Source organism: Stenotrophomonas sp. GD03794 (genome assembly GCF_029842145.1).
Classification (GTDB): domain Bacteria; phylum Pseudomonadota; class Gammaproteobacteria; order Xanthomonadales; family Xanthomonadaceae; genus Stenotrophomonas; species Stenotrophomonas riyadhensis.
On sequence record NZ_JAOCFV010000036.1, the window covers coordinates 12,409 to 27,535 of the forward strand.

General features: G+C 67.8%; 10 protein-coding genes. 1 reads left to right on the forward strand and 9 read right to left on the reverse strand.

The features are described from left to right. The first annotated feature begins 36 nt into the window (after positions 1–36). Positions 37–924, forward strand: a complete 888-nt coding sequence (locus tag N5D91_RS16940; RefSeq protein ID WP_180853740.1) for a LysR family transcriptional regulator — start codon at positions 37–39, stop codon at positions 922–924. 71 nt (positions 925–995) lie between these two features. Here the strand turns inward: N5D91_RS16940 and N5D91_RS16945 are convergent, their stop codons facing one another. From N5D91_RS16945 to N5D91_RS16985, 9 genes are all read right to left on the reverse strand, one after another. Further along, positions 996–2,105: a toxic anion resistance protein gene (locus N5D91_RS16945; RefSeq protein ID WP_110712999.1), complete on the reverse strand. Its 1,110-nt coding sequence runs from the start codon at positions 2,103–2,105 to the stop codon at positions 996–998. A gap of 40 nt (positions 2,106–2,145) precedes the next feature. After that, entirely contained in the window at positions 2,146–2,847 is a 702-nt protein-coding gene (locus N5D91_RS16950; RefSeq protein ID WP_219629471.1) for a hypothetical protein, read from the reverse strand. Positions 2,848–2,849: 2 nt separating this feature from the next. Further along, complete coding sequence (locus tag N5D91_RS16955) at positions 2,850–8,252, reverse strand: DNA repair ATPase (protein ID WP_180853741.1); 5,403 nt, start codon at positions 8,250–8,252, stop codon at positions 2,850–2,852. Between the two features lie 85 nt (positions 8,253–8,337). Beyond that, positions 8,338–10,356: a hypothetical protein gene (locus N5D91_RS16960; protein ID WP_180846267.1), complete on the reverse strand. Its 2,019-nt coding sequence runs from the start codon at positions 10,354–10,356 to the stop codon at positions 8,338–8,340. Further along, positions 10,356–11,030, reverse strand: coding sequence for an OB-fold-containig protein (locus tag N5D91_RS16965; protein ID WP_110713002.1), 675 nt, complete (start codon positions 11,028–11,030; stop codon positions 10,356–10,358). Before N5D91_RS16965 ends, N5D91_RS16960 begins: the two co-directional genes overlap by 1 nt. 168 nt (positions 11,031–11,198) lie before the next feature. Further along, positions 11,199–11,855, reverse strand: coding sequence for a phosphoribosylanthranilate isomerase (locus N5D91_RS16970; protein ID WP_049429515.1), 657 nt, complete (start codon positions 11,853–11,855; stop codon positions 11,199–11,201). Then, positions 11,852–12,622: a tRNA pseudouridine(38-40) synthase TruA gene (gene truA, locus N5D91_RS16975; RefSeq protein ID WP_180853742.1), complete on the reverse strand. Its 771-nt coding sequence runs from the start codon at positions 12,620–12,622 to the stop codon at positions 11,852–11,854. The genes N5D91_RS16970 and truA overlap by 4 nt, the downstream gene beginning before the upstream one ends. 31 nt (positions 12,623–12,653) lie before the next feature. Continuing rightward, on the reverse strand, positions 12,654–13,016 hold the full coding sequence (locus tag N5D91_RS16980) for a VOC family protein (RefSeq protein ID WP_164161535.1): 363 nt from the start codon (positions 13,014–13,016) through the stop codon (positions 12,654–12,656). 26 nt (positions 13,017–13,042) lie between these two features. Beyond that, positions 13,043–15,091, reverse strand: a complete 2,049-nt coding sequence (locus N5D91_RS16985; protein ID WP_110713005.1) for a FimV/HubP family polar landmark protein — start codon at positions 15,089–15,091, stop codon at positions 13,043–13,045. Positions 15,092–15,127: the final 36 nt, after the last annotated feature.

Below are 15,127 nucleotides of genomic sequence, written 5' to 3' on the forward strand. Positions count from 1 at the left end.
GGATATTATCTGGCGCATATCGTCAGGAAATCTCACATGAGCCGCTCCCTGCTTCCGCCGCTCAATGCCCTGCGGGCGTTCGAGGCCACCGCCCGTCTTGGCGGCGTCGGCCGCGCCGCGCAGGACCTGCACGTCACCCACGGCGCGGTCAGCCGGCAGCTGAAGCTGCTGGAAGATCATCTGGGCATGGCCTTGTTCCAGCGTGCCGGGCGCGGGCTGCGCCTGACCGCTGCGGGCACGCGCCTGCAGGCAGCGTGCAGCGAGGCCTTCAGCGGCATCGAGGACTGCGTGCGTGAACTGCGACGGCCGGCGGCAGCGCAGGCGCTGGTGCTGGGGTGCAGTGGCAGCGTGCTGGCGCGCTGGATGATCCCGCGTCTGCCTGCACTGCAGGCCGCCCTGCCAGGCGTGCGCCTGCAGTGGTCGGCGCTGGATGGCAGTTTCACCGAAGCGCAGGCCGCACTGGATGCGGTGCTGCTGCTGGCGCAGGGGCCATGGCCCCGTGGCTGGCAGGTACGCGAACTGGCACCGGAGCGGGTTGGCGTCGTGGTGGCCCCCTCGCATCCGGCGGCGCAGCGCCTGCGGCAGGCACCGCCCACGGCACTGCTGCCGGAAACACTGCTGTACACCAGCTCTCGGCCACAGGCGTGGCCCGCGTGGGCGCAAGCGCACGACCTGGATCCGTCGAAGCTGCAGCTGGGCACCGCCTTCGAGCATCTGTACTACCTGTTGGAGGCGGCGGTGGCCGGGTTGGGCCCGGCGATCGCACCGGAGCCACTGGTGGCCGAAGACCTGGCCGCCGGGCGACTGGTCGCGCCGTGGGGATTTGCCCCCACGGGCGGGTTCTGGGTGCTGGCGCGGCCAGAAGGACAGGCCGATGCGCGCGTGGAGGCGCTGGCCGACTGGCTGGGCCAGCAACTCCGCTGACAACAAAAAGGGGACGGAGGGGATTAAGTCGCAGGTGGCACAAACGACTTAATCCCCTCCGTCCCCTTTTTTCAGCTGGCGGTCGGGGTGGCCAGCCGCTGCTGCAGGTCCTCGCGCAGGCGCGACAGTTCCACCTCCGCCTGCTGCCGCTGCTGCATGCCTTCGCGATGGATGCTGCGCACTTCCTCGACCGTGGCGATCAACTGGTCGTGCACGTGGCGCAGCGTGGCCACGTCGATCACGCCGCGCTGGTTGCTGCGTGCGGTATCCACCGACGCCTGGCGCAGCAGGTCGGCATTGCGGCGCATCAGCTCGTTGGTGGCATCGTCGATGGCGGTGGACAGCTCGACCGCGGCCTTCTGCTCGCCGAGCGAAAGCTGGATGGCGAACTGGCGCTTCCACGACGGGATGGTGATCTCGCGCACCGTGTTGAACTTCTCGATCAGCTGCAGCGCGTTGGCCTGGATCAGGCGGATCATCGGCAGCGACTGATCGGCGGCGTGCTGCATCAGCTGCAGGTCGGACACGCGCTTTTCGATCAGGCGGATCGCGTTGTCCACATCGCTCTGGCGGATGCGCTGCTGCGGATCCTCACTGCCCTGCCCGGCCAGCTGTTCGGCCTGCAGTTCGGCCAGGCGCTGCTTGCCGGCGGCGGCGTACAGGCCGAGCGCATGGCGTTCTTCGCGGACGATGTCATGCATGCGGTCGAACTCACCCACACGCTTGCCCATCAGTACCTGCTGCGCGCCGACGTCTCCCAGCAGCTGTTCGATCTGCGCATTGGTGTCGCTGAATTTCTGCACCAGCTCACCCTTGGAGGCGCGCAGGCGATCGATCAGGCCACCAATCAGCGGCACCCTGGACCGCTGCGCGACCCCATCGAGCTTGAGGCTGCGTGCAATGCGCACTACTTCACCCAGCTTTTCGCCGCTGGCGTCCAGGTCGCGGTTGCGCACCTGGTCCAGCAGCTGGCTCGAGAACGCAGCCGTGCGGCTGGCGGCATCGCGACCGAACACCTGCAGGCTGCTGGGGCGCAGGTCATCCAGTTCACGGCGGATCTCGGCGATGCGCGGCAGATCCTCGTGGGCCAGGCCAAGTGCCTTCAGCGTGCCTTCGTCGAGCGTGGAAACGGCGGTGTTGGCGGGCACCAGCGTGCCGGGGCTCTGACTGTCCTGGATCATCGGGCGATCTCCTTGCAATGGGTAAGCGGCGGCGGCCGATTCAGCGCAGTCTAGCCTGAGCGGCCGCAACCTCGTCATCGATCTGGGCGTGCAGCGTGGCAGCCTTGCCGGCCAATGCAGCGCCCGCGGCGGCCTGGTCGGCCAATGCGGCCTGTCGCCAGGCCGGCAGCAGGACATCATGGATGCGCGCGAAGCGTTGCAGCAGCACGTCGTCCTGGTCCTGCAGCAGCTGCCATTGACCGGCTTCCAGACGACGCAGCGTCGCCAGCCGTCGCAGGTGATCCCGCCGTTGTGACAGCGCGGCCTGGCCGGCGGCATCCAGCTGCGTCAGCCGCGACGTCGCCAGCTCGGCCCAGGCGTCCAGCGCCGTGGCCGCCGCTGAATGTTCGGCGATGGCCATGGCCCGCAGCTGCACGTGCTGCTGCAGGTGCTGTGCCTGCTCGCGTGCCCGCAGGGCCAGCACGCCCAGCTGCGACTGCAGCGCACGCCCTTCCGCCTCGCGATCGACATCACGCCCCAGCAGGCGCCCCCACCAGCTCTCCTGTTGCCGGATACGCGTCGGGTTGTCGGCCTGCAGGGCCAGCGCGATGCGTGCCAGTGCCGCCACCAGGCCCTCACCCGCACCCGGTGGCAACGCGGTCTCGCAGCGCGCCAGCGCCTGCAGCAGCGGTGCACCGTAATCGGCCAGCACGGCCACCTCGGCGGTGTCCGGCAGCATCGGTGACGGCAGTGGCGCCTGCATGGTCACAGCAGCGGCGGCGGCTGCGGCTGCGGCTGCGGTGTCAGCGTGGCGACGTCTTCGTTGTCATCCGGCGGCAACGACTCGCCGTAGAAGTGGCGCATCAGGGCTTCATCCAGCGCACGCTCTTCCGGCGTCGTGGCGCGGCGCACCCGCGCGCGCTGCGGCACCGCACTGCCAGGTCCGCCGCGCTCGACCTGCTGGCGCGCCCAACCGGCGAACGCGGCCAGGGTCTGCGACACTTGTACCTGCTGCGCCTGCGATGCCGCCAGCAGTTCCACCAACGGCGCAAGGCCGGCCTGCAGGTCCTCGGCCAGCAGTGTGGCCGGGCTGCTGGGTGCAGCAACGACCGGCATCGGTGCCGCGGGCACCGGCCGCGCTTCGGAAAGACGCTGCAAGGCATCCAGCAATGCCGGCCACGGTGCCGGATCTGCAACGGCAGTCACTTCCGGTGCGGCCGGGGGCAACTGCAACGCGCTGGCGATGTCAGCCAGCTGCGCCACTACACGCCCACCGACATCGCTGTCGTCGGCACCCATCGCCTTGTTGCGCAGGAAATCGCGCTTGATCTGCGCCCAGCGCTGCGCCTGCGTGTCATCCAGTACGCCGCGCAGTTCGGCCAGCTTCAACAGGTTCTCCTCGGCACCGGTGGTGAGCAGCTGTGCCTCGCCCAGGTAGTGGTCGGAGATCAGCTGCTGCAGCTCCTCCTCGTTCATCACCGGCGAGATCTTCTCGGCCAGCTTGTTCATGTTGCGGTAGCTGCCCTGCAGGCGGAACGGCGGTTCGGTGCGGTAGCGATCATCCTGCGCGGCACTGGCGATGTACTGCTGGTTGACCCGGTAGACCACGTCGCGCACGCGCAGCATGCGCTGCAGGGTGGCAGTGATCTCGTTGATCTCCGCGCTGCTGTAGGCATGGCTGAGGCCATTGGTCGAGACCTCCTTGCCCATCGCGCGCTCGACCAGTACATACAGATCGGCCATGTCACGCGTGGCCAGCGGCGCCAGCACCGGGTTGGAGGTCAGGCTGTTCTCGATGTAACTGAGCGTGAAAGCGGCTTCCATGCCACCGAGTACGTCGCCGAGGTTGTAGATGTCGGCACGGTTGGCCAGCATGTCGGGAATCTTGAACACCTCGCCGGACTCGGTATACGGGTTGCCGGCCATCACCACACAGAACTTCTTGCCACGCATGTCGTAGGTGCGGGTACGGCCGCGCCACACGCCTTCGATGCGGCGGGTGCCATCGCACAGCGAAATGAACTTCTGCAGGAACTCGGGATGGGTGTGCTGGATGTCGTCGACATACAGCATGGTGTTGTTGCCCATCTCCAATGCCAGATTGAGCTTCTCCAGCTCCTGCCGCGAGGTTGCGTCCGGTGCCTGGGCCGGGTCCAGCGAGCGCACCTCATGACCCAGCGCCGGACCGTTGATCTTCATGAAGACCAGGCCCAGGCGGTGCGCCACGTATTCCATCAGCGTGGTCTTGCCGTAGCCCGGGGGCGAAATCATCATCAGCAGGCCCATCAGGTCGCTGCGCTTGTTCTCGCCCACCGTGCCCATCTGCTTGGCCAGGTTGTCACCGATCACGCCCAGGTAGACGTCGTTGATCAGCTTGTTGCGCACGAACGAAGACAGCGGCCGCGCCTTGAACTCGGAAAGCCGCAGGGTCTCGCGCTCGCGGCCGATGATGCTCTGGCGCAACGCCTGATAGGCATGGAATGCCGGCACGAAGTGACGCAGGTGCTGCTGCAGGCGTGCCAGGAAATCGTCCAGTGACAACGCAAGCGTGCCATTGCCGATGCGCGCATGCTCGCCGAGCAGGCCATTGACCTCCACCCGCAACGCAGCGTCGCTGGCACGGGTGCGCAGCTGGCGCTGCACCAGGAGCAGTGCCGCCGCTTCATCGACATAGCCGGCATGCATGGCGTACGCCGGCGTTCCCGCAAGTGCACGCAGCCATTGCCTGGCCAGTGCCCAGCGCGTGGCCAGCGGATCCTGGCTGCGCTGCAGGGCACGCTCGACCGCTTCACGCTGCCCTGCCTGCTCCAGCTGTTGCGACAGTGCCTCCAGCAGGACCAGCGCATGGCGGCTGCTGCTGAACACCGGCTCGCCCGCCGCCAGCTCTTCACCCAGATAAGCCGCCGCAGCCTCTGCGGCATCGGCATCGAAAGGCAGGGCATGGGACTGCGCATAGGCCGACAGCGCTACGGCCATCTCCGCACGCAAGGCCTGGCGTCCCTCGTCGGATCCGAACAATCGCGCCAGTGCCTCGGCGCCGGCCTGCCGCGCTGGCCATTGTGCCACCGCCTCACGACGCTGCTCGGCCGCCCAGAACAGCAGTGCCAGCGCACGCACCTGCGGCAGGTGGCGCAGGCTGCCCGCGGCCTGCTGCAGCGGCAACAGTGCGCGCAGGATCAGCGCGGCATCGTGGTCATGGATGCCGCGCTCGTAGCCTTCGCGGTAGCGCGGTGCGGCGAACGCACGCACGCGCTGGTCCAGCGCTTCGGGCGTGGCGACGTCGTGCTGCAGCGTGGCCAGGTCAAGGCCGTCGCGGCCCTCCTGCGCGGCCATCAGCAAGCTGCCGGCCAGATACTCGCCGCGATACAGCGTGGGCGATTCCGAGTCCAGGGTGACTGGCCAGAACGGCTTCAGCGCATCCAGCTCCGGATCGTGCAGGGTCTCAAGGAAGTCCGTGCCGGTCAGGTGGATCGCCAGCGTGTCACCACGCGGCAGCAGGGTCAGGTCCAGCGCCTGGGTGTTGACGCTGAAGCGGTGGCGCGGTCCAAGCCGCACCACGTTGCCGCCGGCTTCGTACAGATCACTGCGGTCGCGCAGCTGGCGCACCGCCTGGTCCCGCACGCCCTTCAGCCGCGCCTCGATGTCGTCGGCCTTGACGTTGTCATGCAATGCGCGCAGGCGCTCGGCCAGCTCACGCAGCTTGAGGATCAGTGGATCGCCAGCGAAGAATGCGTTGAGCTCATCGGCGGTAGCGAAGCGCTCGGTGCGCTTGGCCAGGCCATCGAGAATGCGGTTGGCCGCATCCAGCACCGAGCGCGCCTTGCGCTGGCGGTCATCCAGCAACGCCTGCTTGTGCGTCTCGAAGGCTTCGACCAGTTCCTCGCGCTTGCTCAGGATGTCACCGAGGAACTGCTCATGTTCGCCGAACTGGCTCTCCAGCTCTTCCAGCTGCACCAGCAGGCGCGACAGCTGCTCGTCGGCGCGCTCCGGATCGGCAGCCAGGGCCAGCGCGCTGGTGATCGACTGTGAGAACAGCGCGAACTGTGCGGCGAACTGGGCCACGGCTTCGGCCGAACCGAGCGATCTGCGGCGCTGATCGGCGCGCGCACGCGCCTGGTTGAGACGCCCGTACAGCACTGAGATCGACTCGACCACGCGGGTACGGGCGGTGGCATCGTCCACCTTCAGGCCGGCCATCAGCTCGGACAGCATGTCCAGGTCGGCCGCCATGCCACGCAATCCTTCCAGCTGCTCGTCCAGCTGGCGGGCACTCTGTGCCTGCTGGGCCGCGTCATCCAGCGCCTGCAGGCGCGCGGTCAGCGGCGCCAGCGCGGCATCGCCAGCGAGGAAGTCACCCGTGGCGGCACCGACGCGATCCTGGGCCTCCACCAGTTCGGCCGTCATCGTCTCGATGCGTGCGGTGTCGATGTAGCGCAGCTCGCGGATGGTCAGCAGGCGTCCACGCAATGCGGTGATTGCGTTGAGGGCCTCGACGAAGGCCTGCACCTCGTTCCAGTTCTGCGGCTGCAGGCGGCCCAGCAGGGCTTTGTGCGCGGCCTCGGCCTCGACCATCGCCTGCGCCGACTGCTGGCGGATCGACTGCACCTTTTCGTATTCGTCCAGCACCGATTCGCCGGTGGCGCTGATCTGCCGCAGCAGCGCCTCTGCACCATCGCAGGCCGCGTCGCCCAGCCAGTGGTGGGCATCGAACAGGCGCCGGGTGTCGGCCACCAGGCGCTGGTAGCGCTGCACCGACACGTCCTGGCCATCGATCTCGCGCGCCAGGTTGAACAGGTTGGAAATGCCGCGCACCAGCTCGGCGTTGCCGATGCGGCCCATGAAGGTGTTGCCGGGCGGTCGGCTGGCAGCAAACTCGTCACTGCTGAACGGAGTCTGCCAGACCTGCATCGGGTGGATGCGGGTCGGTTCGTTGCCTTCGGCATGGAACAGCACCATGCGCCCGTCCTGCAGGAAGGCGTAGCCATGGCCGAACACCGGGTTCTGCAGCACGCGCTGGATGGTGTTGTAGACGAACAGCGCCGAGCGCCCACCCTCGCGCTCGTAGAAGATGTACAGCACATCCTCGCCATTGGGCGAGCGGATGCTGCGCTTGAACTGCATGCCGGCCATCGAGGCGTCGAACGCCTTGTGCTCGCCTCCCTGCAGGTAGTAGCCGCCCGGGAAGATCACGCCGTGGTCCTCAGGCAGCTGCACGCAGGCCTGCACGATCGCATCGTTGCGCACGATGCCGCCGGTCAGCGTGTTGTAGATCAGGCCCCGCCACTCCGTCTCGCGGTACGGCAGCACCTTCAGCAACACCAGCGAGCCCACCCGGGCGAATTCGAACTGGGCGTCGTCCAGCGACTGCGTGCTGTCCTCCACCGGTTCGCTGTAGATGCCCTGCCCGGTCTCGGTGTTGTTCTCGACCTTGATGGTGAGATCGCCGCCGGTAGTCTCCACGAACAGGGTGTCGAGGATGTTCAGGTGCGAATGGCGACCATTGACTGCCAGGTCGCGGGTGGCCTTGGTCCATTCGAAGTCGAACGGCGGCGGCAGCGCGATGTCACGCTCGCCGCGCGCATCCAGATAGGTCAGTTCGCCATCGCGCGAGAGTGCCCAACGGAACACGCGCACATCGCTGCTGCGTTCACCGATCTGGAACGAGGCCAGCAGCTTGTCGCCCACCACGATCAGCTGCAGCAGGCGTGCGTGCTTGTAGTAGGCGTACAGCTCGTTGAAGTCGTGCACGAAGCCGGGCTGGTCGAGGAAGCTGCCCTTCAGCTCCAGCGCGGCCACGTCGTAGCCATCGCTGCCCTGCACCAGCCGGTACAGGCCGAATACGTCCTCGATGCGGGTCTGGGTCTTCAGCCCGATGAACACGTTGTAGCCGAACAGCAGGCGGTCAGGACCCACCTGCACGATGTCGCGGCCGACGCAGTTGTTCTCGCTGCGGATGCGGAAGCGCCCAGCCACTTCCAACCGGCTGTCGCCGAATTCGGCCAGGCGCTGGCGGTTGAGCGTTTCGGCCAGGCCCTGCAGGCGCTGGCCCTGCTCGGCCAGGCGGCGGCGCAGGACTTCGTAGGCACCGCCCTGGGCGACGGCCTGGTCGACGGTGGTGCCGCCGGCCTCCGGCGCGGTGGTTTCGGCGGACGGATGGGTTTCAGACATCAGCAGGCTTCCAGCTCACGGGCGAACGGCCGCGTGTGCGGCCGGCACGGACGGGCGATGGCCACGGCGGCCACCGCCCCATGCATCAACGGGCGCTGTCGACCACGGTGGCCGACACGGTCGGCACAGCGTCGGCATCCTCGGTGATCTGGCGCGGGGCCGGTTCGGCCACGGCCACGCCCAGGTAGCGCTGCATCAGCTCCTGCACGATCGGGCTCTTGCCGGCGAAGCCTTCGATCGACTTGCCCAGCGAAACCGCCTTGACCAGATTCTCGAACATGCCGCCGTCGCCGCCGACCAGATCGATGTCGGCATTGCGCAGCGCACTGGCGATGACGTTGGCGTTCTCGCGCGAGACTTCCTTGCCGGCTTCGATCGAGGCCAGCGCCTGCTTCAGGCTGTTGTCCAGCATCATGCGGAACTCTTCGTGGCCACGTGCCTGGTCGCTCAGCGAGGCGATGGCCTCGAACTTGCGCACCAGGCCTTCGGCCTCGGCCAGCAGCTTCTTCTGCACCACGCCGGCTTCGGCATTGCCCAGCGATTCGGTGGCAGTGGCACGGGCCAGGCCCATCTTCTCCTCGCCCTGTGCCTGCGCCTGCAGGGTCTGCGCCAGCACCTGGGCCTCGTTGCTGCCCTGCTTCAGGCTGGCTTCGGCCTTGGCTTCGATCACGCGGGCCTCGGCGATGCCGACCTTCTCGATGGCCAGCGCGGAGGCTTCACGCACCTGCGCTTCGGCCAGGCCCGGCGCGGCCTGCTCGGCGCGCAGTGCGTCGGCCAGCAGTCGCTTGGCTTCGGCCTGCTTGCCGGCCGCTTCGTGTTCGGCCTGGGCCAGCGTGGTCAGTTCCACCGCGCGGTGCTTGGAGGCGGTTTCGCGTGCCTGCGCTTCCTTCACCTCGCGCACCAGCGATTCCTGCGCCTTGGCTTCGGCTTCCAGGATCAGCACCTGCTTCTGGCGGTCGGCCTCGGAGACCTCGCGCACTTCCTTGATGCGCTCCTCTTCCTGGGCCACGGTCTTGTCGATGGAGATGCGTTCGCGGGTGATGTTGGCCACATCCATCTTGCCCTGCTCGACCACCTTGTCGCGCTCCACGCCCTGCAGCTGCACTTCGCGGTCGGTGGTGACCTGCTCCAGCTGGCGCGCGCGCTCCACGCGCTCGGCCTCGATGGCCACGGCGCGCTGGCGGTTCTGCTCGGCCACTTCCACTTCGCGCAGGCGGTTCTGGTCGCGGATCTCGATCAGCTGCTGTGCTTCGATGCGGGCGTTCTCGGACAGCTGGCGCTGTTCTTCCTGCACCTTGGCGGTCTCGGCTTCCTCGCGGGCACGGATGGTCTCGATCTCGCGCTTCTGGCGTGCTTCGGCTTCGGCCTGCTGGCGTTCCAGCGCCAGCAGCGCTTCACGTGCCTCCACATTCTTCTTGGTGATGGCGAGCTTTTCGTTCTGTTCCAGCTCGTTGGTCACCACGTTCTGCGCGGCGGTCAGCTCGGTGATCTTGCGGATGCCCTGCGCGTCGAGAATGTTGAACTGGTCCAGCAGCGACTTCGGCGTCTGCTCCAGGTAGTCGATCGCCACGTCTTCCAGCACGTAGCCATTGAGGTCGTTGCCGATCACCGCGATGATCTCGTCGCGGAATTCCTGGCGCTTCTCGAACAGTTCGGTGAAGTCGAACTTCTTGCCAACCGTCTTCAGCGCTTCGGAGAACTTGGCGTTGAACAGCTCATCGACGGCGTGCTTGTCCGACGCACGGTCGGCACCGATGGCCTTGGCCACGCGCAGCACGTCGGCCTGGGTCTCGTTGACCCGCAGGTAGAAGGCCACGGCGATGTCGGCACGCATGTTGTCGCGGCAGATCAGGCCCTCCTTGCCGCGGCGATCGATCTGCAGGGTGATCAGGCTGATCCGCATCAGCTCGGCGCGGTACAGCACCGGGATGATCAGTGCGCCAGTGAAATGCACCTTGGGCGTGGAGCTCATGTCGTTGACGATCAGGGCCACACCCTGGTCGACCTTGCGGTAGAAGGCCTTGAACAGGCCGGCCAGGCCGAGCAGGCCGACCAGCAGGACCACCACGCCGATCAGGAAGGGGGCCATGGTTGCCAATGTCATCAGTGATTCTCCTTGTTGCCCGGAAGCAGGTTGTCCTGGAAATCGAGGGCGACCGCATCAGCGCGGACCACCCGGTAATAGTGTTGTTCGGCCATGTGCTCGACCAGCACGATGCGCTCGCCACGCTGCAGTTCGATGTCGCTGCGCACCTGCAGCACCAGCCCGGCACCACCGTCGTCGAAGGTGGCGTGACCGCTGCGGGCATCCACCCTGGGCGAGGCGACCACGCCGGTCCGTCCCAGCAGCGAGGCCTGCGCCACTGGTCGCAGGCGCAGCAGGAACCGGCGGATGGGCCGCAGCAGCAGCGCAGTGACCGGCACCGCTGGCAACGGCGCCAGCACGGCCACGACCGCGCCGATCGACCAGCGCAGCAGGTCGGGCAGCGGCAGCAGCACGAACAGATGGATGAAATAGGTGACGATCCAGGCGAAGAAGCCCAGCAGCGTCACCACCAGCATGAGCGGCACCCCGCCCAGGCCCCAGCGCGCCAGCAGCGCGGACAGGCCCTGCAGGTCGTGGTGATCGCCATGCAGCGCACCATCGGCGCCGGCATCGCCGAACCCGTCATCGACCAGGCCGAACGCCGCCAGCGCCCAATACAGCACCGCCACCGCCAGCACGATGCTGTACGGCAGGGTCGGGAAACCGAACACGACGGTGAGGAATTCCTGCATCGCTTTGCCTTCCTGGGCAGTGGGCGGTGTTCGCCCGTTCGGGACGCGCAGAGCGCGCCCCGTCGATCCCCGCGCCGGCCCTCTTGGCAGGCGCGTTGGCTCCATCCTATGTGAAGAATGCGTGCAGGCTCAAATCCGGCCGCAAATCACGACAAAGGGTGACGCGTATCACTCCAGAACCGTGCAGTCCGCGCGGCGCACTTCTTCGACGAAGGTGCGCATCTTGTACCCGTCCTTGATGCCCGGCTCCAGCTCGATGCCACTGGAGACGTCCACGCCCCACGGCAGCGTGGCCAGGACGGCGTCATAGACGTTTTCCGGGTTCAGGCCACCGGCCAGCAGGAACGGCCGGTGCAACCCGGTCGGAATGCGGCCCCAGTCGAACGCTACGCCGGTACCGCCACCACCACCCGGTGCGTGGCTGTCGAACAGGAAGCCAGCGGCGCTGGGATAGCGCAGCTGCAGGGTGCGGGCGTTGACCTCTTCACGCCCGCCCATGGCGATCGCCTTCAGGTAGGGCATGTTGAAGCTGCGGCAGAAGCTCTCGTCTTCCTCGCCATGGAACTGCAGCAGGGTCGGACGCACCGTGCGCAGCACCTCGCGCACCTCTTCCTTGCTGTTGTTGCGGAACAGCGCCACCACGTCGACCATCGGCGCGATCGCCTGGCGCATCGCGCGGGCCTCGGCCGGCGCGACCCGGCGGCTGCTCTCGCGGGCAAAGATGAAGCCCACCGCGTCCACGCCCAGTTCACCGGCCAGGCGGACATCGCCGGCACGGGTCATGCCACAGAACTTGATGCGTGTACGGTAGTAGGAGCGGCTCATAGCGTGACCTCGGCGGGCAGATGCCAGTTGTCGGGGTACAGGGGCCCAAGGAACACCAGGCCCTGCGGCGGTGCGGTGGGGCCAGCTACGGTGCGATCGCGCCCGGCCAGCAGTTCGGCGATCCATTCCACCGGCTTTTCGCCGCTGCCCACCAGGATCAACGATCCGACGATATTGCGGACCATGTGATGAAGGAATGCATTGCCCTGCACGGCGACCTCGATCACCTCGCCCTGGCGGCTGACCTGCAGTGACTGCAGTTCACGCCGGGCATGCAGCGCCTGGCACTGCACCGAACGGAACGCGCTGAAGTCGTTCTCGCCGAGCAGGGCCTGGCCGGCCGCATGCATCAGGGTCTCGTCCAGCGCCCGGCGCTCCCAGCTGAGGGTCTGGCGCTCCAGCGCCGGCCGCACTTCACGGTTGAGCAGGCGGTAGCGGTAGCGACGCGCACGCGCCGAGAAACGGGCATGGAAATCATCGGCCACCGGCACGCACCAACGCACTGCGATCGAGCGCGGCAGGCGGGTGGTGGTACCCAGCATCCAGGCGCGCGGATCGCGCACCACGTCGGTATCGAAGTGGACGACCTGGCATTGGCCATGCACACCGGCATCGGTGCGGCCGGCACAGACCACCTGCAGTGGCGCGTCGGCCACCGACGACAGGGCCTGCTCGAGGCTGGCCTGCACGCTGGAACCGCCCTCGCCCAGGTTCTGCCAGCCCCTGAAATCGCTGCCGTCGTACTCGACGCCAAGCGCGTAACGCATGTGCTACCTCGATGTTGCGGGTGGGCGGCGCTCAGGCCGGATCGCGTTCGGACCAGACCGCCAGTTCGTTGCCACCGGGCTCGACGAACTGGAAGCGGCTGCCACCGGGGAAAGAAAACACCGGGCGCACGATCTCGCCGCCGGCATCACGCACCGCCGCCTCGATCGGCGCCAACTGGTCGGCGTACAGCACCAGCAAAGCCGCGCCGCTGTCACTGGCCCGTTGCGGCTGGCCGCGGAAGAAGCCGCCCTGCAGGCGGCCATCGTCGAAAGCGGTGTAGTCGCTGCCATAGTCGACGAACGACCAGCCGAACACCTTCTCGAAAAAGGCGCGGCTGGCGGCCGGATCACTGGAGGCGAACTCAACGTAGTCGATGCGGCGCTCGCGGCTCATGGCACGGTCCTTGTCGGCAGGTTCGGTCACGGCAGGCGCGCCAGCAATTCGCGCGCCTGTGCCTGGCTGTGCAGGTCGCCGCCTTCTGCGACCTCCAGCAGCAGGGTACGCGCAGTCTGCGCGTCGCCCAGGTCGAGATAGGCGATGGCCAGCTCCAGGCGCTCCTGGCCCGCACGGGGCGACCAGCCAGCGTCGGTGCCCGCCGCCGCGGTGATCGGCGCGGCATCCTCGTGATGCGGGGCATCGATGCCGTCGCGGTCGATGGGCGCCTGATCGATGGCATCGACCGGAGCGTCGACGTCATGCGTTTCTGCCGGCAGATCGAACACGCCACGGAACTGCGGTTGCTGTTCGGCATGCAGCGCATAGTCCGGCACACCGATGTCGGCCGGGGCTTCCGGTGCAATCGGTTCATCCTGCACCGGCTCGACGACGACACCCTCGCCGCTGGCGGTCGCGGGTTCGTCCCAGCGCGGCAGATCGGTCACCGCCTCGGGCAGTACGACCACGTCTTCGTCACGCAGCGAGTCAGCCCGCCACTCGGGCGGCGCCATGGGGTCGGTGATCGGATCGACTGCGGCTTCGGCCTGCACCTCGGGCTCGCTCGCCCAGGCCGGCATCGCCGGCTCGTGGCGGCCGCCATCGGCTACCGCCGACGACCATGAAGACTGCTCGGCCAGCGTATCCAACGCCGCGCCCGCCGGCACCGCAGCCGTCAGGCCCGCGGCATCGTCTTCTTCACGCAGCGGCGGCAGCGGCGACGGCTTGCGACGGCGCAGCAGCCAGGCCGCACCGGCCGCCAGCAGCAGCACCGGCAGGCCCAGCCAGTACCACGGCGTCACCGCGTCACGGGCCCCCGGGGCCTGCGCCAGTCGCTGCTGCGCGGCCGCCAGGTCGTTGTCCTTCATCGCGATCAGCGACTGCTGCTGTTCCTTCAGCTTCTCCAGATCGGCCACGCGCTGCTTCAGCTCGCCGATCTCGGCATCGCGGGTGGCGATGTCTTCACGCGCCTGGCGCAGTTGTTCGTTGCCCAGCATGTCACCCTCGCTGCCGGCAGCGGTGCCGGTGGTTGTGCCCGCATGCGCGGCGTCGGACGCCAGCGCCGGAGCGATCTCAAGTCGTGCGCCATTGGCCGCAGCCGGGGAAGAAGCGCTCGTGGTTGCCGCCCTGGCGACCGGTGCGACCGTTCCCGCCGGCTGCGGAACGGTACGTGCCTGCCGCCATTGCGCGGCGTGCTCGCGCACCAGCGCAGCGGCCTCCGCCGCATCCACGGCGGCCAGCGCATCGCTGCCCGGCACACGCAGCACCGCGCCCTGCTTGAGTAGGTTGACGTTGCCACGGATGAAGGCTTCGGGATTGGCTCGCAGCAGGGCGATCATCGCGCGGTCGCGGCTGACCTGGTTGCCGCGCGCCACCGCACTGGCGATCTGCGAAAGGGTCTGACCGCGCTGCACGGTGATGCTGCCATCAACCGGAGTGGCCGCTACCGGTGCAGGTGCCGCACGCGGCCGTGCCGGTGCCGGTGGTGTCGCTGCAGCGGCACGGGTCGGCACATCGGGCGCCTCCGTTGCAGACACGGGCGCCGGCTCGCGGGCAATCGTGTTGGAAAGCGTGCCTGCCGGGGCAACGATCTCCGGTTCGGTTACTGCCAGCGCACTGGACGGTGCATCAACCAGCGCCGAATACTCGCGCACCAGCCGGCCCTGGCCCCAGTCGGCCTCGATCAGGAAGCTCAGCGACGGGGTCTCGACCGGCGCCTGCGAAGTCACCCGCACCACCGCCCTGCCCTGCGCATTGCGGGTCAGTTCGAACTGCAGTTCGCTGACCAGCCCGGTCGGCCGCTGCAGGCCGACACGCTCGAAGGTGACCGGTGAGGCCAGCGCGACGCGCAGGTTCTCCAGCTCGGACGGATCGGCCGAGACCACCGGGATTTCGGCCAGCAACGGCTGGCCCGGCTTGGACAGGACCCGGATATCACCCAGGCCCAGGGCAAACGCCGAACTGCTGGCCAGGGCCAGCAGCGCGGCGGAAAGATAGCTGAGCGGGCGCTTTGCGCCCTTGGCCCGTTTATTCATGGGCGACACTATAAAGCGTGCGGACCAAGGTCCGCA

Excerpts from the sequence above, each read along its gene's own strand:
- N5D91_RS16940 (WP_180853740.1), top strand. The coding sequence starts at position 37 with ATGAGCCGCTCCCTGCTTCCGCCGCTCAATGCCCTGCGGGCGTTCGAG.
- N5D91_RS16945 (WP_110712999.1), bottom strand. The coding sequence starts at position 2,105 with ATGATCCAGGACAGTCAGAGCCCCGGCACGCTGGTGCCCGCCAACACC.
- N5D91_RS16950 (WP_219629471.1), bottom strand. The coding sequence starts at position 2,847 with ATGCAGGCGCCACTGCCGTCACCGATGCTGCCGGACACCGCCGAGGTG.
- N5D91_RS16955 (WP_180853741.1), bottom strand. The coding sequence starts at position 8,252 with ATGTCTGAAACCCATCCGTCCGCCGAAACCACCGCGCCGGAGGCCGGC.
- N5D91_RS16960 (WP_180846267.1), bottom strand. The coding sequence starts at position 10,356 with ATGACATTGGCAACCATGGCCCCCTTCCTGATCGGCGTGGTGGTCCTG.
- N5D91_RS16965 (WP_110713002.1), bottom strand. The coding sequence starts at position 11,030 with ATGCAGGAATTCCTCACCGTCGTGTTCGGTTTCCCGACCCTGCCGTAC.
- N5D91_RS16970 (WP_049429515.1), bottom strand. The coding sequence starts at position 11,855 with ATGAGCCGCTCCTACTACCGTACACGCATCAAGTTCTGTGGCATGACC.
- truA (WP_180853742.1), bottom strand. The coding sequence starts at position 12,622 with ATGCGTTACGCGCTTGGCGTCGAGTACGACGGCAGCGATTTCAGGGGC.
- N5D91_RS16980 (WP_164161535.1), bottom strand. The coding sequence starts at position 13,016 with ATGAGCCGCGAGCGCCGCATCGACTACGTTGAGTTCGCCTCCAGTGAT.
- N5D91_RS16985 (WP_110713005.1), bottom strand. The coding sequence starts at position 15,091 with ATGAATAAACGGGCCAAGGGCGCAAAGCGCCCGCTCAGCTATCTTTCC.